At 47.3% G+C, this 22,930-nt stretch carries 19 protein-coding genes; 14 read left to right on the top strand and 5 right to left on the bottom strand.

Annotated features, from left to right (window positions below):
• Nucleotides 1-25: 25 nt before the first annotated feature.
• The gene (locus KW844_RS00220; RefSeq protein ID WP_218374703.1) at nucleotides 26-1,747 is read left to right on the top strand and encodes a M3 family oligoendopeptidase; all 1,722 of its coding nucleotides are present in this window, start codon (nucleotides 26-28) and stop codon (nucleotides 1,745-1,747) included.
• A 67-nt stretch (nucleotides 1,748-1,814) separates the two neighbouring features.
• Here the strand turns inward: KW844_RS00220 and KW844_RS00215 are convergent, their stop codons facing one another.
• Nucleotides 1,815-2,249 (bottom strand): Fur family transcriptional regulator, encoded by a 435-nt coding sequence (locus KW844_RS00215; protein ID WP_218374702.1) that lies wholly within the window; start codon nucleotides 2,247-2,249, stop codon nucleotides 1,815-1,817.
• A 12-nt stretch (nucleotides 2,250-2,261) separates the two neighbouring features.
• Nucleotides 2,262-2,888: an SCO family protein gene (locus tag KW844_RS00210; protein ID WP_218374701.1), complete on the bottom strand. Its 627-nt coding sequence runs from the start codon at nucleotides 2,886-2,888 to the stop codon at nucleotides 2,262-2,264.
• Between the two features lie 169 nt (nucleotides 2,889-3,057).
• Here KW844_RS00210 and KW844_RS00205 point away from each other — a divergent pair, with 169 nt between their 5' ends.
• The 3 genes from KW844_RS00205 to KW844_RS00195 all read left to right on the top strand — a co-directional run bounded on the left by KW844_RS00205 (nucleotide 3,058) and on the right by KW844_RS00195 (nucleotide 7,239).
• Entirely contained in the window at nucleotides 3,058-3,459 is a 402-nt protein-coding gene (locus tag KW844_RS00205; RefSeq protein ID WP_218374700.1) for a MerC domain-containing protein, read from the top strand.
• Nucleotides 3,460-3,470: 11 nt separating this feature from the next.
• Nucleotides 3,471-4,652, top strand: coding sequence for a GTP-binding protein (locus tag KW844_RS00200; RefSeq protein ID WP_218374699.1), 1,182 nt, complete (start codon nucleotides 3,471-3,473; stop codon nucleotides 4,650-4,652).
• A 133-nt stretch (nucleotides 4,653-4,785) separates the two neighbouring features.
• Entirely contained in the window at nucleotides 4,786-7,239 is a 2,454-nt protein-coding gene (locus KW844_RS00195; RefSeq protein WP_218374698.1) for a TonB-dependent receptor, read from the top strand.
• Here KW844_RS00195 and KW844_RS00190 read toward each other — a convergent pair.
• The 3 genes from KW844_RS00190 to KW844_RS00180 are packed head-to-tail and all read right to left on the bottom strand — an operon-like array spanning nucleotide 7,236 to nucleotide 9,301.
• On the bottom strand, nucleotides 7,236-7,907 hold the full coding sequence (locus tag KW844_RS00190) for a hypothetical protein (protein ID WP_218374697.1): 672 nt from the start codon (nucleotides 7,905-7,907) through the stop codon (nucleotides 7,236-7,238). The genes KW844_RS00195 and KW844_RS00190 overlap by 4 nt on opposite strands.
• A gap of 38 nt (nucleotides 7,908-7,945) precedes the next feature.
• Complete coding sequence (gene purN, locus KW844_RS00185) at nucleotides 7,946-8,512, bottom strand: phosphoribosylglycinamide formyltransferase (RefSeq protein ID WP_218374696.1); 567 nt, start codon at nucleotides 8,510-8,512, stop codon at nucleotides 7,946-7,948.
• Between the two features lie 39 nt (nucleotides 8,513-8,551).
• Entirely contained in the window at nucleotides 8,552-9,301 is a 750-nt protein-coding gene (locus KW844_RS00180) for a copper resistance protein NlpE N-terminal domain-containing protein (protein WP_218374695.1), read from the bottom strand.
• 489 nt (nucleotides 9,302-9,790) lie between these two features.
• On the opposite strand from KW844_RS00180, the gene KW844_RS00175 reads away from it, so the two are divergent.
• The 10 genes from KW844_RS00175 (at nucleotide 9,791) to KW844_RS00130 (ending at nucleotide 22,922) form a co-directional block, all read left to right on the top strand.
• Entirely contained in the window at nucleotides 9,791-11,023 is a 1,233-nt protein-coding gene (locus KW844_RS00175) for a c-type cytochrome (RefSeq protein WP_370626460.1), read from the top strand.
• Nucleotides 11,024-11,095: 72 nt separating this feature from the next.
• Nucleotides 11,096-14,158, top strand: coding sequence for a TAT-variant-translocated molybdopterin oxidoreductase (locus KW844_RS00170; RefSeq protein WP_218374694.1), 3,063 nt, complete (start codon nucleotides 11,096-11,098; stop codon nucleotides 14,156-14,158).
• Between the two features lie 111 nt (nucleotides 14,159-14,269).
• Nucleotides 14,270-15,706 carry an NrfD/PsrC family molybdoenzyme membrane anchor subunit gene (nrfD, locus tag KW844_RS00165; protein ID WP_218374693.1) on the top strand — a complete coding sequence of 479 codons (1,437 nt, stop codon included), beginning with the start codon at nucleotides 14,270-14,272 and terminating at the stop codon, nucleotides 15,704-15,706.
• 49 nt (nucleotides 15,707-15,755) lie between these two features.
• Nucleotides 15,756-16,349, top strand: a complete 594-nt coding sequence (locus KW844_RS00160; protein WP_073082072.1) for a DUF3341 domain-containing protein — start codon at nucleotides 15,756-15,758, stop codon at nucleotides 16,347-16,349.
• An 81-nt stretch (nucleotides 16,350-16,430) separates the two neighbouring features.
• A complete protein-coding gene (locus KW844_RS00155; protein ID WP_218374692.1) occupies nucleotides 16,431-17,039 on the top strand; it encodes a cytochrome c in 609 nt (202 codons plus the stop codon).
• Nucleotides 17,040-17,088: 49 nt separating this feature from the next.
• Complete coding sequence (locus tag KW844_RS00150; RefSeq protein WP_218374691.1) at nucleotides 17,089-18,294, top strand: quinol:cytochrome C oxidoreductase; 1,206 nt, start codon at nucleotides 17,089-17,091, stop codon at nucleotides 18,292-18,294.
• Between the two features lie 63 nt (nucleotides 18,295-18,357).
• Nucleotides 18,358-19,404 (top strand): cytochrome c oxidase subunit II, encoded by a 1,047-nt coding sequence (locus KW844_RS00145; protein WP_218374690.1) that lies wholly within the window; start codon nucleotides 18,358-18,360, stop codon nucleotides 19,402-19,404.
• 113 nt (nucleotides 19,405-19,517) lie between these two features.
• A complete protein-coding gene (locus KW844_RS00140; RefSeq protein WP_218374689.1) occupies nucleotides 19,518-21,329 on the top strand; it encodes a cbb3-type cytochrome c oxidase subunit I in 1,812 nt (603 codons plus the stop codon).
• Nucleotides 21,330-21,463: 134 nt separating this feature from the next.
• Nucleotides 21,464-22,339 (top strand): heme o synthase, encoded by an 876-nt coding sequence (gene cyoE, locus KW844_RS00135; RefSeq protein ID WP_255578067.1) that lies wholly within the window; start codon nucleotides 21,464-21,466, stop codon nucleotides 22,337-22,339.
• 34 nt (nucleotides 22,340-22,373) lie between these two features.
• Nucleotides 22,374-22,922: a cytochrome c oxidase subunit 3 gene (locus KW844_RS00130; protein WP_255578066.1), complete on the top strand. Its 549-nt coding sequence runs from the start codon at nucleotides 22,374-22,376 to the stop codon at nucleotides 22,920-22,922.
• The last annotated feature ends 8 nt before the right edge of the window (nucleotides 22,923-22,930 follow it).

Raw genomic sequence — 22,930 nt, 5'->3', positions numbered from 1 at the left:
GCCTGGAATTTTTTATTTTAGTAAGATGAAGAATTTAAGCGCAGATATAAAGAAAACACCCCGTCACCTTCTTCCTGAAGATTTTAAAGTGACCACCTGGGAAGCCCTGCAGCCCTACTACGATGAACTGCAGCAACGCCCCCTCAATAACGTAGCCGAACTGGAAAAATGGCTCAAAGATATTAATGAACTCGAAGCTGTGATCAGTGAAGACGCCTGCTGGCGCCAGATCCGCATGACATGTGATACCACCGATAAATCACTCGAGGAAGCATTCGCATTCTTCTGCATGGAAATACAACCCAAAATGCAGCCCTATGCGGACGCCGTCAATAAAAAACTGCTGGCCAGCCCTTTCCTGAAAGATCTGGACCAGGACCTGTATAAAACATATCTCCGCAACGTGGATAAGCAGGTGAAACTCTTCCGCGAAGAGAATATCCCGCTGCACGCTGAACTCAGCGTTACCGCACAACAATACGGCGCCATCTCCGGCAAACAAACCGTAACCGTTAACGGTCAGGAATATACGCTGCAACAGGCGGCTAAATTCCTGCAAAGCAGCGACAGAGCCCTCCGCGAAGAAGTATTCCTGAAAACCGGCGAACGACGTCTGCAGGACCGCGAAGCACTCGATAAACTCTACACCGAACTCGTTGGCAAACGTGACCAGGTAGCTAAAAACGCCGGCTACGCCAACTACCGCGATTATAAATTCGTTGAACTCGGTCGCTTCGACTATACCAAGGAAGATTGCTTCCAGTTTCACGATGCCGTTAAATCGCATATCGTGCCACTGGTAAAAGATATCCTCGAACACCAGCGCCAAAAGCTGGAACTGGATACCCTCCGCCCATGGGATACCGATGCAGAGCCGGATGGGATAAAACCACTGGAGCCTTTTCATACCGGCGATGAACTGGTGGATAAAGCCACTAAGACTTTCGATGAGCTCGGACCTTTCTTTGGTAATTGCCTGCGGGTAATGAAGCAAATGAAACACCTCGACCTCGAAAGTCGCAAAGGCAAAGCACCAGGCGGTTACAACTGCCCACTCGCCGAAACCGGTGTGCCCTTTATTTTCATGAATGCGGCCGGCCAAATGCGCGACCTTACCACCATGGTACATGAAGGTGGGCACGCGGTGCATTCCTTCCTGGCGCACAACCTGCCACTGGCGGCTTTCAAGGAATATCCGATGGAAATCGCTGAAGTAGCCAGCATGAGTATGGAACTGTTTACCATGGATCACTGGCATATTTTCTTTGATAACGAAGAAGAACTCCGCCGTGCAAAACGCCAGCAACTGGAACGTTCTATCACCATCTTCCCATGGATCGCCATCATCGATAAATTCCAGCACTGGGTATACGAACACCCGAACCATACTGTGGCAGAACGTACCGCTAAATGGAACGAGATCCAGGACGAGTTTTCACCTAACATTGTGAATTGGAGTGGTTTGGAAGAATTCCGCGCTACTGCATGGCAACGCCAGCTGCACCTCTTCGAAGTGCCTTTCTACTATATCGAATACGGTATCGCTCAGCTGGGCGCCATCGCCATGTGGAAACAATACAAGGAAAATCCGCAGCAGGCACTGGATAATTACGTGGCGGCATTAAGTCTCGGTGGCACCAAAACACTGCCGGAGCTCTATAAAGCTGCCGGAATTAAATTCGACTTCTCCCCGGCCTATGTAAAAGACCTGGCAGATTTCGTAAAACAGGAAATGGATAAACTTTAAATAGGAAAGCCGGTCCCACGTGGACCGGCTTATTTCACAAACAAACTAATATCTTAAACGTATCTGGTTACTTACAGGTTTTGCAAACCCCACTCACCACTACTTCCACATTATGCATCGCATAGCCCTTTGGTAAGCTGATCTCAGGTATGTTGGTTTCATCCAGACACGTGGTAGTGCCGCAACTTTCACATTTGAAATGCACATGATGATCATGGTGATCATGTTCTGAACATTCCGATTTACATACTGCATAACGCACAGACGTGTCAGTTGTTGGAATTTTATGAATTATTCCTTTATCCAGGAAAGTTTGCAGGGTACGGTACACCGTTACTCTGTCAAAAGACTGCCCTGCCTGCGTTTCAATATCGCTATGTTCCAGCGCGCCGTTGCTTTTCATGAACAGCTCCAGGATTTTCATCCGGGTATCTGTTACACTCAGCTTACTATCCTTCAGCAGCGCCGTGATTTTTTCTGTTATTTGTTGTTTGGTGCCCATAGTTCAGGAGCTTTATTCATTCATTAATCGGTCTATATCAACGATTAGTTTTTGTACATCTTGTGTTTTGGTGCCTTCGTACAGGCCACGGATATGCCCGGCTTTATCTACCAGCGCAAACCATTGGGTATGAACGAAGTCTTCTTCGCCGCCTGGAGTGCCGTCATCTACCAGGTAACCCTGGCGTGCCAGGCGGTAAAGCTGCTTTTTGTCACCGGTCAGGAACCACCAGTTTTTGCTGTCGGCGCCATGCTTGCCGGCATAGGTTTTCAGCACTGATACGCTGTCATGCTCAGGATCTACCGTGTGTGAAAGTATCAGAAAATCCGGTTTGTCCTTATATGCAGCATAAACCTTTTCCATGTTGGCATTCATTTTTGGGCAGATGCCGGTGCAGGTGGTGAAAAAGTATTCAGCAACATATATTTTACCCTGCACATCGGCCTGGGTTCTGGTATTGCCTTCCTGGTCGGTAAAAGAGAACCCGGGAACTGTGTGGCCCGGTGTGCCCAGGACTGGTAGTTTTTCCACCCCGAAAAATGTGCCTTTCTCCCCCTTGATCACATATCCCGCATAGCCCAGAAACGCTATACTCAACACCACAAAGAATATTACCAAGCCTTTTGTTTTCTTTGACATAGCCTTTCTTCTAAAGTTTGTTCAATATACAAAGGTAGCACATACTTGACAGATGCCCATATCTCTGTTAACCCCCTTACCGTTTTTAACAAAATCTGAGAAATTTAAATAAAAATGCAACTATGTTGCAAAAATAATATATTTTTGTCGGGTAGAAATAATTTAAGAGATGATAGACCGACTTTTCTCCAGGCTGAACCTGGATGTGCTGGGCATTGGCGCCTCTGTGCTTTGCGCGGTACATTGTGCGCTGCTACCGCTGCTTATTTCCGCGCTCCCCTTACTGGGACTGCATTTTACAGGCCACGGCTTACTGGAGTATTGCCTCCTCTCTGTTTCTTTCCTGGCTGGCAGCGTGGCGCTGGGTCGCGGATACTGGTATCGCCACCGGAAAGTATGGCCGCTGCTCCTGTTCGGGATTGGTTTTATATGCCTGGTGGCAGGTCATTTTATTCCGTTGTTTCATGATTACGAGGGCTGGATAATAGCCCTGGGCGCTGGCCTGCTCGTAGCTGCCCATTGGGGAAATATTCGTCATACACCTCCTAAAGCCGCCACCTCAGCCAACTAAAAACTTTACATATGAATAAATTACCGGTAACGGTGCTGAGTGGCTTCCTCGGCGCAGGGAAAACTACTGTCCTGAATCACGTGCTGCACAACCGCGAAGGCCTGAAAGTAGCGGTGATCGTTAACGATATGAGCGAAGTAAATATCGACGCACAGCTGGTAAGGAATGAGCAGGTACTGCATAAAACCGAAGAAAAGCTGGTGGAACTCAGCAACGGCTGCATTTGCTGTACACTCCGGGAAGACTTGCTGAAGGAAGTGGAAAAACTGGCGCTCGAAAATAAATTCGATTATCTGCTGATTGAATCAACTGGTATTTCGGAACCTATTCCGGTAGCGCAAACATTCTGCTACCAGGATGAAGCCAATGGTATCGATCTGAGTGCCGTCAGCCGGTTGGATACCATGGTGACGGTGGTGGATGCCTACAATTTCCTGAACGATTTCAGCAGCGTGGAACGCTTGCAGGATAAGGGTCTTACAGATGAGGATGATGGCCGTACCATCGTTAATTTATTAACGGATCAGGTAGAGTTTGCAGATGTAATCCTGTTAAATAAGTGTGATCTCGTAAGCGCTGAAAAGTTAGGAATCCTTTCTGCTATGATCAGAAAGCTGAATGCAAACGCAAAAATTATTCATACCACTAAAGGGCAGGTGCCGTTGCAGGAAATTCTGGATACCAAACGATTCGATTTTGAAACTACTTCACAAAGTGCCGGTTGGCAGGCCGAACTGGAAACGGAGCATACACCGGAAACACTGGAATATGGCATTGCTTCCTTCGTATTCAGGAGCAGAAAACCTTTCCACCCGGAACGCTTCTGGCACTACATCCAACAGCAGTGGCCAGGTAATGTCATCCGCTCTAAAGGACTTTTCTGGCTGGCCTCCCGCCCGCAGATAGCGATAAACTGGAGCCAGGCGGGTGGTTCTGTGCGTGCCGATAAAGCCGGTTACTGGTGGTGTGCGATACCACGGCAGCGCTGGCAGGTGGATGAGGAAACTATGCAGCTGATCACAGATCGTTGGGATAACCGCTTCGCTGACCGGTACAATGAACTGGTGATCATCGGTCAGTTTATGGATAGAGCAACCATAGAGAATGAGCTGGAAAGCTGCCTCTGTACAGCAAAAGAGGTGGATGCCTACCTAAAGGGAGAACCCTTCAAAGACCCTTTTTTAATCTATTAATTTAGGCTAGACTAAAAAATAATTAAAGTACATTTAAATTGTTAAATATAGATTTGTAAAAAAATAGCTTCGGAAGTCTAAACATTTGTTACTATCCAAATCCCTGTTTTTAAAATGATAATATGATCTGAAGATGAAAAGATTTTTTACTGTTCTGTACCTGCAATTATTAACTGTACTGGCATTTGGCCAGCAAGCAACCGTAAAAGGAAAGATTACTGCTGCCGGAAAGCCGCTGCAGTACGCTACTGTCGCTATACCTGCCCTTCATACCGGTACGGTTACCGATAAAGAAGGCAACTACAAGCTCGCCATCAAACAGGGGACCTGGGACGTGACGGTGTCCATGATGGGATATCAGCCCCAAACCTTCACACATACTTTTGCCGGCGCCACAGAAACACTGGCGGAAATCAAGCTGACGGAAGACCTCTCCCGGCTGGATGAAGTAGTAGTCACCGGTGTTTCACGCAATACCATCGCCCGTAAAAACCCTGTTCCCATTGCTATTATCGGGAAGAAGGAATTGGTTACACAGGTAAATACCAACCTGATTGACGCCATCGTGAGGGGGGTGCCCGGCATCAGTGCCGTTACTACCGGCCCTAATATCTCCAAGCCCTTCATTCGTGGTCTGGGCTACAACCGTGTACTCACACTCTACGACGGACTGCGCCAGGAAGGCCAGCAATGGGGCGATGAGCATGGTATTGAAATCGACCAGTACGGGGTATCCCGTGCAGAAGTGGTGAAAGGCCCTGCCAGTCTCACCTATGGCTCCGATGCCCTCGCCGGTGTAATCAACATTATTCCGGAAGCACCCGCGGGGCCGCAAGGAAAGCTCAAAGGCAGCTTCCTCACTGATTACCAGACCAACAACGGCCTTATAGGCAGTTCGCTGGGTTTATCACTACAGCACCATGACTGGAAGTATGCCTTGCGCGGCACCATCCGGACCGCACATAATTATCGCAACGCGGTAGACGGATATGTATACGGTACTGCATTCCGGGAATCAAATCTCTCCGCATTAGCCCACCTGGATAAAAAATGGGGTTATTCCCATTTCGGAGCCACGCTCTATGATAACCTGCAGGAAATCCCTGACGGCAGCCGTGACTCTCTCACCAGAAAATTTACCCGGCAGGTAAAAGAAGCGGACGGGGACGATATCCGCAACAGGCCGCTGGTGCCGGAGTCGGACCTGAAAACATATACGCTCAATCCGCTGCACCAGCACATACAGCACTACCGACTCTATAACCGCAGTATGCTTAAACTGGGCGGTGGTGAACTCACGGGAACACTGGGTTATCAGCAAAGTATCAGACGGGAATATAATCATCCGGTGTATACCTCACAGGCAGGGCTATACGTAGTGCTGAACACCCTCAACTACGACCTGCGTTACAATCTCCCGGCGATAGCCGGGGTTGAAACCTCATTTGGCGTAAATGGTATGTACCAGGTAAATAAAAGCAAGGATGCCACCGACTTCCCGATCCCTGATTACCAGTTGTTTGATATTGGCGGTTTCCTGTTTGCCAGGAAAAGTTTTGGGAAAGTTGATATTTCCGGTGGCATCCGGTACGACCTCCGGACCATTCACTGGGACGACTTCTACGTGGGAGAAGATAAGACCACCGGCTTTGGTTACCATGCCACTGATACGGCGGGTGCCACCCTGCAGTTCCCGGAATTCCGAAAGCAATACACGGGTATTTCCGGTAGTCTGGGAATAACCTATAATATCAGCGAACGGATATTGGTAAAGGGGAATATTGCCAGGGGCTACCGCGCCCCGAATATTACGGAGATTGGCTCCAATGGACTGGACCCGGGCGCGCACATTGTATACCTCGGCAACCGCAGCTTTCAGCCGGAGTTTAGCCTGCAGCAGGACCTTGGTTTCCTGGCTTACCTGCCGGACCTGGATCTGAGCGTGGAACTCTTTAATAATAATATCCAGCACTATATCTACCAGGCACGGCTATACGATGCGAATGGTGACCCGGTGGTCATCGTGCCGGGGAATGTGACCTACAGTTACCAGCAATCCAAAGCCCGCCTGTTTGGGGCGGAAGCTTCGGTAAACCTGCATCCCCGCCGCTGGTCCTGGTTTACCTGGAATAACAGTATCGCCTATACGGAAGGGCAGAATAAAAACAAGGCGCTGATTGCCCAGCAAGGGGCAGCAGCAAAATATCTGCCACTGATACCGCCTATGCATATACGTTCGGATATAAAACTTACCGCCCCTGACTGGAAATGCTTTAGCAAGGCCTATATCCGCGGAGGTGTAGATGTGTATGCGGCCCAATCCCGCTACTATGGTGTGGATAATACGGAAACCTATACTCCTGGCTACACCCTGGTGAATCTGGGTGTAGGCGCTACTATTGAAAATAAGAAGGACAAGCCCTTGTTCGAATTATATGTGCAGGCGGATAATCTGCTGAATAAGGCTTACCAGTCGGGGCTGAACAGGCTCAAGTATTTTGAATACTACAGCGCATCGCCCAACGGAAGATCAGGTATATATAATATGGGGAGAAATATAAGTATGAAAGTGATAGTACCCTTTTAACGGGCCAGGTTCAGCCCGATCTTAATACCCAGGTGTAAACTCGGTAACACACTCACCAGGCGGCCATCGTTTATTTGTACGCTGTTATTATCAGATCCATGGTAGGTGGTGTACTGATAAACTTTGCCGCGTATGCCGAGGCCTACAAACGGATCGAGGATCAGTTTGTCTTTACTGAACTGGCGGCCTATTAACAGTTGGATGCCATAAACATCCTTGGTGGCGTTATTGGTATAGCCGGTACCGTTAATAGTCACATCTTCATTAGGGTAAAATACTTTTTTATAGAGAAGAACGGGTTCAAAGTAGGTGCCGGCTGCGCGTGCAGGAGCAAGGTCCCGGGACACCAGGTACAATTTAACGCCTGCCCTGAATCCTAGTCCGCGGCCATCTACAAACTGTTCTGTGCTGATGTCTGGTTTTTTCTGTCCGAAGTCGATTTTTTTGGTGAGTACGTAATCGGGGTAATCTGTATAGATGCCACTGATACCCAGTTCAATACTGAGCTTATCTGATATTTCCTGCTCCAGATAGATGTCCAGCTCATTAATTAAAGTGGTTGGATTGATCTTCAGATATGTATTGCGGTGGAAGCGTTTATCTTCCTGCGCAAAGGAAGTGAGGAAGGAGGAAACTAACAGACATATAAACAGCAGTGTCTTTTTCATACAGTTGAAGGGTTAGAAAGGAGCGGGTGACGCTCCTTTTATTTTTCCAATAATCGTTCCACAATTAGCGGGAACCATTGATGTTCCAGCACCTGCACCTTTTTAGCGAGGGTTTCCGGTGTGTCATCGGAGGTGATCACGCAGCGTTCCTGTAAAATCGGTGCACCATCGTCATACTTTTCATTAACGAAGTGAATGGTGATGCCGCTTTCTTTATCTCCGGCGGCAATAACGGCTTCGTGAACAAAGTGGCCGTACATACCTTTTCCTCCATATTTAGGAAGGAGGGCCGGGTGTATATTAATGATCTTATCCGGGAACGCCTTTACGAGATTGGCGGGGATTTTCCAGAGGAACCCTGCCAGCACGATCAGGTCTATATTATTTTCCTGGAGCTGCTTCACGTAGGTATCCCCACGGAAAAAGGCTTCTTTCTCTATTATAATGGAAGGGATACCTTCTTTTTCAGCTATCTGCAAAACGCCGGCTCCGGGCTTGTTACATACGATCAGTGATACTTTGCCTTTGGTGGAGTTTCTCAGGTGATCGATTATCTTCTGTGCATTGCTTCCTGCGCCTGAGGCGAATATGGCGATATTTTTCAATGTTACGTTGTTTGAAACCAGGTGCAAAAGTAGTACTTGCTATTTAATAAACTCCCCACAGCCTGAATATGTTTTCTCTCCCACCAGCAATTGTACCGTGTTGGGGCGGAGGTAGCCGCTCATGTCATCGGCGCAGGTGGTAGGGCGTATATTAATGGTGATGCCTTTGCCTTTATAAACTTTAAGTGTATCGGTATTGAGGGCCAGGCCTGGTAGTGGGGTGTAGATGCTGTCGCCTCCAACGGTTTTAAACCGGATGTTCTTTTTGTCCAGCTCCAGGGTCCAGAAGGGTTCGTTACCGTTAGCGAAGAAGGTGACTCCCTGTGTTTTTTTGTCGGCCAGGAGTTGGCGGCGGTCGCCGCCTTCTACCGGTTTCAGTATATAATTGCTGGCGAGCATGCCTTCTATGCGCTTGCCGGCTTTGTCGAGCAAGATAAGTTTATTCTCTGCGGCCACGAATGAAATGCTGTCATTCTTCTTTTCCAGTAGGGCGATGGAGTCGTTAATCGCCCGCCAGGTACCTGTTTCTACCGTTGCTATATTTTCTCCCCTGCCCTGGTAGGCAGTCAATTCGCTATAGGTAGAGTCATCATATAGGGAGATTTGATAGTCGATTCCGGGGCAGTCGGCGCAAGGGAGGGTGCCCTGATAGGTGCCGGCCAGTTTCATGGTTTGTCCGGGTGTTACCCTGTTTATCCTGATAGAGTCCTGTTGTTCCCGGGCTGCGTTGTTGTTATTACAGGCGGCTAAAGCCAGTGCCAGGGTGGATAAGAATAGTAGTCCGCGCATGGGTAATTTTTTAAGGGTATTAATGAACATTATGGTAAGGTGGCAGGTTATTAAGGTAAAATTAAGGTACCCGGTTCATAAATCGACGGAGGAGCTTATATATATTATTGTATAGCGAACCAGGATATAGGGGGTTATTATAGAATTCCAATCTGCATATATTATTATTATAACCCCATGAAACCTCATACCATATTATATATGCGTGAGGTTTAGTCAGAAGAGTCAATTCCCCTAATAAATTAATAACAAAGGGCAGGATCTGTAACAGGGGACTGTATAATCAGCCAGCAGCGGGAGTTTTGGAGTATCTGAGGCTCGGAAAATAGGAAAAAATTGGCATTATTTACGGCAATTATTTTTTTTATTTGTTGGTAAATTGTCAACATTCTGTCTTATTTTTGCTGGCACTTTTAAGAAACTTTAGGTCAAATCTAAACTATATAGGCTGTGTATCGTCGTGTTTCCATTCTTTTGCGCAAGCATTTTGTGAGTGTGCTTATTCTATGCGCTAGTATAGTAATTCCGTTTTCTTCCGTTAAAGCTGCGGATCCTAACGCTGGTAAAGCACTGTTCCAACAGAATTGCGCCTCATGTCACAATGTCTTCAAGAAGGTGACAGGTCCTGCACTTCAAGGTGTTGAGGGTAGATGGGCAGATAAGAAATTACTGCACCAATGGATTCGTAACTCAGCGTCAGTGCTTGCATCTGGCGATAAGTATGCGAATCAGCTGTTCGTTGAATACAACAAGACGGCAATGACTGCATTTCCAACTTTAACGGATGCAGACATTGACAACATCCTGGCGTATATCAATACAGCAAAACCTCCGGTACCTGCTGGAGGTGGTAATGGTACTGCCGGCGCTGGTGCTGGTACTGAATCTGGAAGCGATAACAGCCTCCTTTTCGGCATTATTACCCTGATCCTCGCAGTGGTAGCCCTGATCCTGATGCAAATCAACAGCAACCTGAACAAGTTGGCTGGTGATAAAGAAGGCGTTGCTACTCCTGAACCGGTTCCTTTCTACAAAAACAAAGCTTACATCGCGCTGGGTATCCTGGTGTTATTCATGGTAGGTGGTTACTTCACTATCCAGGGCGCTATTGGCCTGGGTCGTCAGAAAGACTACATGCCTGAGCAACCGATCTTCTACAGCCACAAAGTTCACGCGGGTATCAACCAGATCAACTGTCTGTATTGCCACGCTGGTGCTGAGAAATCCAAGCATGCGATGATTCCTTCCGAAAACATCTGTATGAACTGCCACAAGTCAATCAACTCTTACTCTGGCCCTGAGCTGTTTACAGCTGAAGGCAGAAAAGTTGACGGTACCGCAGAGATTCAGAAATTATACGATTACGTAGGATGGGATGCTGAAGCTGGTAAGTATACCAAGCCAGGTCGTCCTATTGAGTGGACTAAAATCCACAATCTGCCTGATCACGTTTACTTCAACCACTCCCAACACGTAGTGGCTGGTAAGCAACAGTGTCAGACCTGCCATGGTGCTATCACCGAAATGGATGAAGTTCATCAGTTCGCGGATCTGTCAATGGGCTGGTGTATCAACTGTCACCGTACTACCAAAGTGCAGTTCGCAGACAACAGCTACTACAGCATCTTCGAAAAACTCCATCAGGATGTTAAAGATGGTAAAATCGATAGCGTAACTGTTGAAATGGTAGGTGGTACAGATTGTCAAAAATGTCACTACTAGGATGGATTTGGAGATCTTAAATCTCAGATCAGAAGAATATCAAATTTTATAAACGTAACTCGTTAATATAACATGGAGCAAAAAAAGTATTGGAAAGGCTTGGAGGAGTTGCACAATACCGAAGCGCATCAGGAAATTGTGAAGAACGAATTCAGTGAAGAACTGCCGTTTGAGAGTGAAAGCCTGTTGAATGCTACAACCCCTCGCAGGGACTTCCTTAAATACCTCGGATTCACTACTGCTGCTGCTACTATCGCAGCCAGCTGTGAAACGCCTATAAAGAAAGCTATACCTTATGTGAACAAACCTGAAGAGATCACTCCGGGTGTAGCTAACTATTATGCTTCTTCCTACACTATTGATGGTGAATTCCTGCCACTGCTGGTGAAAACCCGCGAAGGCCGTCCTATCAAAATTGAAGGAAACACACTGTCTACCATCACTGGTGGTTCTACCACCGCTAAAGCACAGGGTGCTGTACTGAGCCTGTATGATACTGCTCGTCTGCGTTTCCCAACTATCGGCGGTAACGAAACTACCTGGACTGAGCTGGACAAACAGGTTGCCGGCGCGCTGGCAGGCCTGGGAGGCGCTCCTGTAGTAGTTCTCAGCTCTACCCTGCTGAGCCCTACCACTAAAAAAGCAATCGGTGAGTTCCTGGCGAAATATCCTGGCTCCCGTCACGTGGTGTACGATGCAGTTTCTTACTCCGGTATGCTCGCTGCAAACGAAGCCTCTTACGGTAAAAGAGTTATTCCTGGCTACCGCTTCGAAAACGCCTGGACCGTAGTTAGCCTTGGCGCCGATTTCCTCGGTACATGGTTAAACCCTGCTGAATTCGCGAAAGGATTCGCTGCTACCCGTAAGATCAATGCTAAGAATCCTGAAATGTCCAAACATTTCGCTTTCGAAAGCACCATGAGCCTCACCGGTGCTAACTCTGATTACCGTTATACGCATAAACCATCAGAAGCCGGTGCTGTAGCCCTGGCCCTGCTGGCAGCTGTAGGTGGTAGCGTAACCGCTCCTACCCTGGATCCTAAAGTAGCTGAAGGTGTTAAAAAAGCTGCCGCTTCTCTGAAAGCGAACGCTGGTAAAGCACTGGTAGTTTCCGGTTCCAACGATGTAAACGTACAGCTCATCGTTAACGCCATCAACAACGCGATCGGCGCTAACGGTACTACCATCGACCTCGCTAACCCTAGCAACTACCGCCAGGGTAACGACGTGGAAATGGCTAAACTGGTAAGTGACATGAACGCAGGCGCTATCGGCGGTCTGGTTGTTTATGGCGCTAACCCTGCTTACGACTATTTCGACGCAGCGAAATTCGCTGAAGGTCTGAAAAAAGTGAAACTCTCCGTTTCCTTCAACGACCGCGTAGACGAAACAACTGAACTCTGCAAATATGTAGCTCCTGATCATCACTTCCTCGAAAGCTGGAATGATGCAGAAGCTAAACCTGGTTATTATAGCTTCACCCAGCCTACTATCAGCCCGCTGTTCAAAACACGTGCTGCACAGGATTCCCTCCTGACATGGGCCGGTAACACTACTCCCTGGGTTGATTACCTGAGAAATGAGTGGGTAGCTAAACTGGGTGGCATCGAAGCATGGGATAAAGCCCTGCAGGACGGTGTAATCGAACCCGCTACGGCTCCTGCTATTGGTGGTGCAGCCTTCACTGGCGATGTTGCCGGTGCAGCCGCTAAAATCAGCAGCGCTAAGAAAGGTGGTAAACTGGAACTGGTACTCTACGAAAAAGTAGCTATCGGTAACGGTCGCCTCGCCAACAACCCATGGTTACAGGAAATGCCTGATCCAATCACGCGTTCCACCTGGGATAACTACGCTTGTATCTCCAACACCCTGGCTAAAACTTACTCTGTTCAGCTGGGTGATGATTACGAAATCAATCTCGGTAGAAAAGTACTGAAAATAAAAGCGAACGGTAAAGAAGTGGAACTGCCACTGCTGATCGTTCCTGGTATCCACCCTGAAGTGATTGCCATCGCTGTTGGTTACGGCCGTAGCGAAAAAGTTGGTAGAGCTGCAGGTGGTATCGGTAAAAACGCTTACATCTTCTCCAGCTTCAATGGTACCACTGTTGATTACTTCGCTCCTGAAGTAACCGCTGAGGCTACCGGTGCTAAATACGATGTGGCCCTGACCCAAACGCACAACAGCTACGAAGGTCGCCCTATCGTTAAAGAAACTACCCTCGAAGAGTTCAAAAAGAACCCGCACGAGGTGAACGAAGACAGAGCGGAACTGCAGAAATTCGGTAAGGATTTCCGCAAAGATGCTACCCTGTATCACAACTACGAATATCCTGGTATTAAATGGGGTATGTCCATCGACCTGAACACTTGCTTCGGTTGTGGTGCATGTACCATCGCTTGTCAGGCTGAAAATAACGTTTCTGTGGTAGGTAAGGAAGAAGTGGGTAAAGCGCATGAAATGCACTGGATCCGCATCGACCGTTACTTCTCTGGTGACGAAAACAATCCGGAAGTAGTATTCCAACCAATGCTGTGCCAGCACTGTGATAACGCTCCTTGTGAAAACGTTTGTCCGGTAGGTGCTACTAACCACAGCAATGAAGGTATCAACCAGATGGCGTATAACCGTTGCATTGGTACCCGTTACTGCGCTAACAACTGTCCTTACAAAGTACGTCGCCTCAACTGGAGAGACTGGAATGGTGCGGATAGCTTCGAAAACAACCTGTACGATGTTGCGGATATGAACGATAACCTGACCCGCATGGTGCTGAACCCGGATGTAGTGGTTCGTAGCCGTGGTGTGATGGAAAAATGTTCCTTCTGCGTACAGCGTCTGCAGGATGCTAAACTGACTGCTAAGAAAGATGGTCGCCCAATGAAAGATGGCGAAGCTAAAACAGCTTGTCAGCAGGCTTGCGCTGCCGATGCGATTGTATTCGGTAACGTAAATGATAAGAGCAGCGCAATCTACAAGATCCGTAACGAGGAACAGACAGAGAGAATGTACTATGTGCTGGAAGAAACCCACACATTACCTTCTATCAACTACCTGGCTAAGATCAGAAACAAGGACGCTGAGCCTAAAGCAGAAAAAGAAGCTGCTCACAAGGAAGAAGCGCACCACGCGTAAGATCTTAACAGGAAATCGTTAAGAGAAAAGAATAAGAAGTTACAGAATCTGAGATCATAACAAAAGACAAGGGCTAGTAGCTAGAAGCTAGCAGCTAAAAGCTTAAAGGATATGCATTTAAAATACGAATCCACACTGAGAGAACCTTTGGTAGACGGGGTTAAGGATTATCACCAGGTAACGGAAGATATCATTAGCCCTATCGAGGCTAAGCCTGGAAAATTGTGGTATGTAGGCTTTTTTATATCACTGGCACTGTTGGGCTTCGGCGCATTTTCAGTGTTTTGGCAGATCTATTTCGGGGTCGGTGTTTGGAATCTGAACAAGACCATCGGTTGGGGTTGGGATATCACCAACTTCGTATGGTGGGTAGGTATCGGTCACGCCGGTACACTGATTTCGGCCATCCTCCTGCTGTTCCGTCAGGGATGGCGTACAGGGGTTAACCGTGCGGCAGAAGCGATGACGATCTTCGCGGTAATGTGCGCCGGTCAGTTCCCTATCATTCACATGGGTCGCGTTTGGATGGCTTTCTTCATCCTGCCTTATCCTAACACCCGTGGTCCGGTTTGGGTTAACTTTAACTCTCCGCTCCTCTGGGACGTATTCGCGATCTCTACTTACTTCACGGTATCACTGTTGTTCTGGTACTCTGGTCTGATTCCAGATTTCGCAACCATCCGTGACAGAGCAAAAACTAAATTACGCAAGCATTTATACGGTATTGCTTCATTCGGCTGGACTGGTTCTACCAAGCACTGGCAACGTCATGAATCATTGTCACTGGTACTGGCAGGTTTATCTACTCCACTGGTACTCTCCGTACACACCATCGTATCTTTTGACTTTGCGACATCTGTAATTCCAGGTTGGCACACCACGATCTTCCCTCCTTACTTCGTTGCGGGTGCGATCTTCTCTGGTTTCGCGATGGTAAACACCCTCCTGATCATCACACGTAAAATCCTGAAACTGGAAGAATACATTACCATTGGCCACATGGAAGCCATGAACAAGGTAATTGTACTGACCGGTTCTGTGGTAGGTTGCGCTTACCTGACTGAGCTCTTCATGGCCTGGTACGGTGCTAACCCTTACGAGTTCGATACCTTCTTCAAATATCGCGCGGCAGGTCCTCTGGGCTGGTCTTACTGGATCATGATGACTTGTAACGTAATCACGCCTCAGGTGTTTTGGTTCCGCAAAATGAGAAGAAACGTAACGGTGACATTCGTAATGTCTATCATCGTAAACATCGGTATGTGGTTCGAGCGTTTCGTAATTATCTGTACTTCCCTGTATCGTGACTATCTGCCATCCAGCTGGTCTTACTATCGTCCATCCTGGCCGGAAGTTGGTTTCTACATGGGTACATTCGGTCTGTTCTTCACCTGCTTCTTCCTGTTTGCTAAATACTTCCCGGTAATTGCCGTAGCAGAGATCAAATCTGTTCTGAAAACTTCCGGTGAGAATTACAAAGAGAAAATGGAAGTGTACGAAGAAGAAAGCGCTGAGAAATTTGCTCACGACGTTGCGCACGCACACTAATAGACAGACAGAAACAGAACTAATTATTAGACTTTGAATTTTTAAATATATGGCTGTTAAAAATTTTGTTGTAGGGTTGTTTGACGATGAGGCAGTGTTGTTCCCAGCGGTAAAGAAAGTACGTACAGCTGGTTACAAATTACACGATGTGTACACTCCTTTCCCTGTGCATGGCCTTGATCACGCGATGGGCCTGAGGGAATCCAGCCTGCACACAGCCGGTTTTATCTATGGTATTACCGGTACAACTACGGCATTATCTTTCATGAGCTGGGTGTTTAATGTAGACTGGCCGCTGAACATCGGTGGTAAGCCTCACTTCCCATTACCAGCTTTTATTCCTATCACCTTCGAGTTAACAGTACTTTTCGCTGCAGTAGGTATGGTGATGACTTTCTGCTGGCTGTGTCAAATCATGCCAGGTGTTAAGAAGCACATCTTCCACCCAAGACAAACGGATGATAAGTTTGTAATGGTGATCGAACTGACTGAAAAAACCAACGCTGAAGAAGTAAAAAGCTTCCTCCAGGCGGCAGGTGCTCATGATATCAATGAGCAACAAGCTGAGGCCGGATGGTGGTTCGGCAGATTCGATAAGGATGATGAACCTTATCTCCGTAAGGTTAAACCGGTTAACGCGTAATTAAAAACAGCAAAAACGACAGTGGCAGTTACTACCTACTGTATTCACAATAAGCAGTAACTGCCAGTTAAATAAATTCTGATGAAAAGGACTTCCAACATATTGATTGTAGCCGCATTGGCAACTGGAGCTTTCCTGGCAGCTTGTAACAGAGGGGAGCACAACAGAAAGCCCGGCAGGATTTATATGCCAGACATGTATGAATCCCGTGCGTATGAATTCTACAATGCTCGTTTGTCAGGGATGAAACCAGTGGAAGGAACAGTAAAAAGAGGTGAAGTATTACCATACCATCTGAAAGAATCAGATACTGCTCTGGCTAATCTGGTAAAAAATCCGCTGACTATCACAGCAGCTGATCTGGCAGAAGGTGAGCGTTTATTCAACATTTACTGCGGTATCTGCCACGGTACAGCATTGGACGGTAACGGCCCTCTGTATAAAGGCGGAGATGGTCCTTACCCTGCAGCACCTGCTAACCTGGCATCCGGTCCTAAAGCAGCGTACTCTGAAGGTCGCCTGTTCCACGTGATGACTTACGGCTTCAACGCAATGGGTAGCTACGCTTCCCAGCTGGACAGAGCACAACGCTGGAAAATTGCCGCTTATATCAAGAGCAAAAATGCTCCGTCTGCTGCTCCTGCAGCCGCCGAAGCACCTGCAACTGATAGCGCTGCAGCAGCTAAATAAGTAAGAGAGAGTTAAACTGAATTTCAAACTAGTATTTTAATATACGATAATGAAAGACCAATTTGTAGTTCCAGCAAGATTAAAAAAGACCAGCTTCGTTTTGATGGGCGTGGGCTTGCTGACTTTATTGATCGGATTATTCGCGTTTCAAGGTGAGAACGCCACACGTTTCTGGGCCGGTCTGTTGCAGAACAGCAGCTTCTTTTTGCTGATTACATTAGCCAGCACATTCTTTATTGCTGCTACAACCCTGGCACATGGTGGTTGGCAGATCGCATTCCGTCGTGTTCCTGAAGCTATCTCAATGGCAGTACCTGTACTGTCTGGGATCTTGTTCGTGATCGTAATGATCCTGGTATTCGGTGAAAAAGATTCAATCTATCACTGGGTAAACCTCCATCACGTACACGAAGACAAAATCCTTACCTGGAAATCACCTTTCCTGAGCAAAACATTCTTTACTACCGCCACCATCATCACGCTGGGCCTGTGGATTTTCTTTACCCTGAAAATCCGCAAAATGTCTATCGAAGAAGATGGCTGGGACCTGAAACCTGCTACCGGTAAAAAAATCCTTTGGAGAAATACTGTAGTAGCTGGTGGATTCCTGGTAGTATTCACCCTCAGCGTTGGTTCTACCACTCCATGGTTATGGCTGATGAGCATCGATGCACATTGGTTCTCTACCATGTATTCCTGGTACACCTTCGCCAGCACCTGGGTATCTGGCCTGTCTCTGATCGCACTGTTCGTGGTATACCTGAAAAAACACGGTTACCTGACTTATGTAACAGAAGAGCACCTGCACGATCTGGGTAAATTCATGTTCGCCTTCAGTATCTTCTGGACTTACCTCTGGTTCTCCCAGTACATGCTGATCTGGTACGCTAACATGCCTGAAGAAACTGCTTACTTCCAGCCGCGCGTTTGGGGCGAATGGAGACCAATTTTCTTCCTGAACCTGCTGATTAACTTTATCACTCCGTTACTGTTCCTGATGAAAAGGGATACTAAACGTAACTATACCGCTGTTGTTTTCATGGCCTTCGTAATTATCGCTGGTCACTGGATGGACTTCTGGCAGATGGTTTACCCTGCTACCGTGAAACACCTGGTGTTCCCCTGGTATGAACTGGGATTAGGCTTAGGTTTTGTGGGGCTGATTATATTCCTGGTATCCAATGCGCTGACTAAAGCATCGCTGGTTCCAAAAAATCACCCATACCTGAAAGAGAGTATTGTTCACCACACCTAATCAGGTGAGAAAGGAGATCAGATAAAAGAAAAGCATTAGATAACTTAATTATTTCATATAGCAATGTCAGGATTTTTAGCAGTCTTAGTTGTTGTTCTCATATTCATAGTCATCTTCCAGATTGCGAAGGCGAGCGAATATGTGTCCATATTGAAGGGAGAAAAGAAAGCTCGCCAGCAGAGCAACCGTATAAACGGATTCCTGCTGATCGCATTCCTGGTGCTGGGGCTTATAGGAGTTTACTACTGTAACGATTTGCTGAAAGGGAAAATCCTGGGCGAATCTGCCTCTGTGCAGGGTGAAGGTGTAGATACCCTCATCTACGTTACCCTTGCCATCACCGGCGTAGTATTCGTTATTACTCAAATCGCCCTCTTCGCGTTTGCATTTAAATACCAGGAAAAAGAAGGCCAGAAAGCTTTCTACTTCCCGCATAACAATAAACTGGAAGTAATCTGGACAGTTATCCCGGCAATCGCCCTGACTGTTCTGGTAGCTTTCGGTCTGAAACACTGGTTCCAGCTGACCTCCGACGCTCCTGCCGATGCAGCAGTGGTAGAGGTTACCGGTAAACAGTTTAACTGGTTGATCCGTTACCCAGGTAAAGATGGTCAGCTCGGTCGTAAAGCGACTAACCTCATCGATCCTGCAGCATCCAACGAAATTGGTGTTGACTGGAACGATCCACTGTCAAAAGATGACTTCCAGGCAACTGAAGTTCACCTGGTGGTAGGTAAACCAGTGAAATTCGTAATCGGTTCCCGCGACGTTATCCACGACGTTGGTCTGCCTCATTTCCGTTTGAAAATGGATGCGGTACCTGGTATCCCAACCACACTCTGGTTCACTCCTAAGTTCACTACCAAGCAGATGAAAGAGAAAACCGGTAACCCGGATTTCACCTACGAAATTTCCTGCGACCAGATGTGCGGATCGGGTCACTACTCCATGAGAGGTGTGATTGTGGTAGAAACACAGGAAGAATATGATGCATGGGTAGCTAAACAACCTACTCAATACAGCCTGGCTCACCCTGATGCAGCACCCGCTGCCCCAGCTGCTGATGCTAAAGCTGATAGCACAAAAACTGTGGCTGCCAATATCAAGTAAGCCTTAATTTTGTGAAGAAGATTTTATTGACGGAGTCCAATTAATAACATTAAAAAAAAACTGACGCACGACAAAACTTCCCGGGTGTTAGTTTAATAAATACCGAACCGATTATGAGTAACGAAGCAACTTTGCACAGTCAACAGGAGGTTATGCACGGCGCGGGGGCGCATGATCATCACGATCATGAGCACCATGACAGTTTCATATCCAAGTATGTGTTCAGCATGGACCATAAAATGATTGCCAAACAATTCCTGATCACAGGTATTATCTGGGCTATCATTGGTGCTTTCTTTTCTGTACTGTTTCGTTTGCAACTCGGCTATCCGGATGCTACTTTCCCTTGGCTGGAAAGCATCCTGGGCCACTGGGCTAAAGGTGGTCGTATTACCCCTGAAGCATATTACGCCCTGGTAACCATGCACGGTACCATTCTCGTATTCTTTGTATTAACTGCCGGTTTGTCCGGTACCTTCTCGAACCTGCTTATTCCACTGCAGGTAGGTGCCCGCGACATGGCTTCCCCTTTCATGAACTGCCTCTCCTACTGGTTCTTCTTCCTGGCTAGTATGGTAATGATGGCTTCCCTGTTTGTACAAACAGGTCCTGCTTCCGGTGGTTGGACAATGTATCCGCCGCTGTCAGCACTGGGTGATGCCTCTATCGGTTCTAAAATAGGTGTGGATCTGTGGCTGACCTCCATGGCGCTGTTCGTAGTATCGCAGCTGCTCGGTGGTTTGAACTACATCTCCACTATCCTCAACATGCGTACGAAAGGTATGAGCATGACCAAAATGCCACTGACAATCTGGTCATTCTTCTTTACCGCCGTACTGGGTGTACTGTCTTTCCCTGTGTTACTGTCAGGTTTCATCCTGCTGCTCATGGATCGTCACGCAGGCACCAGCTTCTACCTGTCTGATATCTTCATCGCTGGTAAAGCACTCGCTAACGAAGGTGGTTCTGCCATCCTCTACCAACACTTGTTCTGGTTCCTGGGTCACCCAGAGGTATATATCATCATCCTCCCAGCCATGGGTATGGTTTCTGAAGTGCTCGCGATTAGTTCCCGTAAGCCTATCTTCGGTTACCTGGCAATGATCGGTTCCCTGTTCGCTATCTGTATCCTCGCCTTCCTGGTGTGGGCGCACCATATGTTCGTAACAGGTCTGAATCCATTCCTCGGTGCGTTCTTCGTACTGTTAACACTCCTGATCGCGGTACCATCTGCCATCAAGGTGTTTAACTGGATCACCACCATCTGGAAAGGTAATATCAGGTTTACCCCTGCTTCCCTGTTCTCTATCGGTTTTGTATCTACATTCATCTCCGGTGGTCTGACAGGTATCTGGCTGGGTAACTCCTCTATCGATATTCACCTGCACGATACTTACTTCGTTATCGCGCACTTCCATATCGTAATGGGTGTATCTGCATTCTTCGGTATGTTTGCCGGTATCTACCACTGGTTCCCTAAAATGTATGGCCGCTTCATGAATAACACCCTGGGTTATATCCACTTCTGGGTTACCCTGATTGGTGCTTACCTGATCTTCTGGCCTATGCACTATGAAGGTATGGCGGGTATGCCTAGAAGATATTTCGACTATTCTACCTGGGCTTCCTTCAATCAGTTCGAAGGCCTGAACCAATTCATCAGCTTCGTAGTAATCCTCGTATTCGCTACCCAGCTCCTGTTCGTGTTCAACTTCTTCTACAGCATTTTCAAAGGTAGAAAAATGACTACCCAGAACCCATGGAAGGCAACTTCCCTGGAATGGACCACTCCAATCCATGCAGGTCACGGTAACTGGCCTGGTGAGATTCCGGAAGTTCACCGCTGGGCTTATGACTACAGTAAAGATGGTAGAGACTTCATTCCTCAGACTGAACCACTCGGTCCGAACGAATCAGCTCACTAACAATATTTTTACAGGCGCCGGCAGGTATTTCATGTATCTGCCGGAACCTGTTAACTGTGATGTTTGTAAATTTGTTCTGAATTAACTTTCAGGACGTGGATAGAAAAAAAATGTTGCAAGAAAACTCCATAAAATTGTCGACATCTTATGCAGTAGCAAGCAAGGTGAAGGATTACTCTCAGTTAATGAAGTTTAATCTCACCTTCATGGTGGTGTTTTCATCCGTGGTGGCTTATCTGCTGGTGCCCGAGGTGGAGTTCAACATTATTAAAGTTCTTTTATTATTTGCTGGTGGTTTGCTGGTTTCAGGATCAGCCAATACCATCAACCAGATATGGGAAAAGGAAACGGACAAGCTGATGGCACGTACTGCCGTACGCCCGCTGCCTGCTGGTCGGATGACCGACGGAGAAGCGATCGTATTGGCAATCATCACCGGTGTAGCGGGTACCCTGATCATGGGTTACTGCTTTAACTGGCTGAGTGCCGGATTAAGCCTGCTGTCGCTGGTATTATACGGTTTCGTATACACTCCCTGGAAAAAATGGAATTCACTCGCCGTACTGGTAGGTGCTATTCCGGGTGCTTTGCCCCTGCTGATCGGCTGGGCTGCTGGTGCCAATTCACTTTCCGAGGGCGGCTGGTCGCTGTTCGCCATCCAGTTCTTATGGCAATTCCCGCATTTCTGGGCTATCGCCTGGATCGGACATAAAGACTATGCCAGAGCCGGTTTTAAACTCTTACCAGGCAACGGTGAACCTAATAAATTCACCGCATTGCAGGCAGTGCTCTATACACTGTTGATCATTCCAGCAGGCGTAGCTCCTTATATGTTACATATTACGGGTCGTATTTCCGCCATCGTAGCGATCTTAGCCGGATTGTTCTTCTTGTACAGGGCCATAAACCTCTACCGCAAGAACGACGTTCCCGCTGCACGCAAACTGATGTTCGGCTCTTATATCTACCTGACAATAGTACAGCTGGTGCAGTTGCTGGATAAATATTAATCAGAAACAGGAGGAAGTGATGCAAACAATGAGCATGCAACGTAAAAAAATACATCCGCACAAATATTCTCTGTGGATAGCTATGGGTAGTATCACCATGATGTTCATCGGGTTTACCAGTGCGTACGTTGTGAAGAGATCCCAGGCTAACTGGCTGGCATTTGAACTGCCACATATTTTCTGGCTTTCCACTGCTGTGATATTACTCAGCAGCGTGACCATACATCTGGCATTAAAGCAATTCAAGGAAAGGAATATGCAACGCTACAAACAGTTGATCACGCTTACCGCGTTCCTGGGAGTAGTTTTTGCAGTGTGCCAATGGTTAGGTTTTTCACAGATGAAATCTGAAGGACTACCTCTCAGCGGCCCGGTTTCTGCATCCTTTATTTATGTTATCGTAGGAGTGCACATCCTGCACGTGCTCGGTGGAGTAGTTGCCTTACTGGTAATGTTCTTCAGAGCCTACAGAACACGTGTCCGTTCCTACAGCGCAGTACCTATCGAAGTGGCTGCCACTTACTGGCACTTTGTAGATATACTGTGGATTTACCTGTTGGTTTTTTTAAGTATCGCGAGATAAACTTTGTA

Origin of the sequence: Chitinophaga sp. sic0106, from assembly GCF_019219075.1 — a bacterium.
Lineage (GTDB): Bacteria > Bacteroidota > Bacteroidia > Chitinophagales > Chitinophagaceae > Chitinophaga.
The sequence above is the reverse complement of the archived record's forward strand: the minus strand, read 5'-3'. Positions and strand labels throughout refer to the sequence as shown.

Bases quoted from the DNA above. Each gene is read 5' to 3' on its own strand.
- KW844_RS00220 (WP_218374703.1), top strand. From the start codon at position 26: ATGAAGAATTTAAGCGCAGATATAAAGAAAACACCCCGTCACCTTCTT.
- KW844_RS00215 (WP_218374702.1), bottom strand. From the start codon at position 2,249: ATGGGCACCAAACAACAAATAACAGAAAAAATCACGGCGCTGCTGAAG.
- KW844_RS00210 (WP_218374701.1), bottom strand. From the start codon at position 2,888: ATGTCAAAGAAAACAAAAGGCTTGGTAATATTCTTTGTGGTGTTGAGT.
- KW844_RS00205 (WP_218374700.1), top strand. From the start codon at position 3,058: ATGATAGACCGACTTTTCTCCAGGCTGAACCTGGATGTGCTGGGCATT.
- KW844_RS00200 (WP_218374699.1), top strand. From the start codon at position 3,471: ATGAATAAATTACCGGTAACGGTGCTGAGTGGCTTCCTCGGCGCAGGG.
- KW844_RS00195 (WP_218374698.1), top strand. From the start codon at position 4,786: ATGAAAAGATTTTTTACTGTTCTGTACCTGCAATTATTAACTGTACTG.
- KW844_RS00190 (WP_218374697.1), bottom strand. From the start codon at position 7,907: ATGAAAAAGACACTGCTGTTTATATGTCTGTTAGTTTCCTCCTTCCTC.
- KW844_RS00180 (WP_218374695.1), bottom strand. From the start codon at position 9,301: ATGCGCGGACTACTATTCTTATCCACCCTGGCACTGGCTTTAGCCGCC.
- KW844_RS00170 (WP_218374694.1), top strand. From the start codon at position 11,096: ATGGAGCAAAAAAAGTATTGGAAAGGCTTGGAGGAGTTGCACAATACC.
- nrfD (WP_218374693.1), top strand. From the start codon at position 14,270: ATGCATTTAAAATACGAATCCACACTGAGAGAACCTTTGGTAGACGGG.
- KW844_RS00160 (WP_073082072.1), top strand. From the start codon at position 15,756: ATGGCTGTTAAAAATTTTGTTGTAGGGTTGTTTGACGATGAGGCAGTG.
- KW844_RS00155 (WP_218374692.1), top strand. From the start codon at position 16,431: ATGAAAAGGACTTCCAACATATTGATTGTAGCCGCATTGGCAACTGGA.
- KW844_RS00150 (WP_218374691.1), top strand. From the start codon at position 17,089: ATGAAAGACCAATTTGTAGTTCCAGCAAGATTAAAAAAGACCAGCTTC.
- KW844_RS00145 (WP_218374690.1), top strand. From the start codon at position 18,358: ATGTCAGGATTTTTAGCAGTCTTAGTTGTTGTTCTCATATTCATAGTC.
- KW844_RS00140 (WP_218374689.1), top strand. From the start codon at position 19,518: ATGAGTAACGAAGCAACTTTGCACAGTCAACAGGAGGTTATGCACGGC.
- KW844_RS00130 (WP_255578066.1), top strand. From the start codon at position 22,374: ATGCAACGTAAAAAAATACATCCGCACAAATATTCTCTGTGGATAGCT.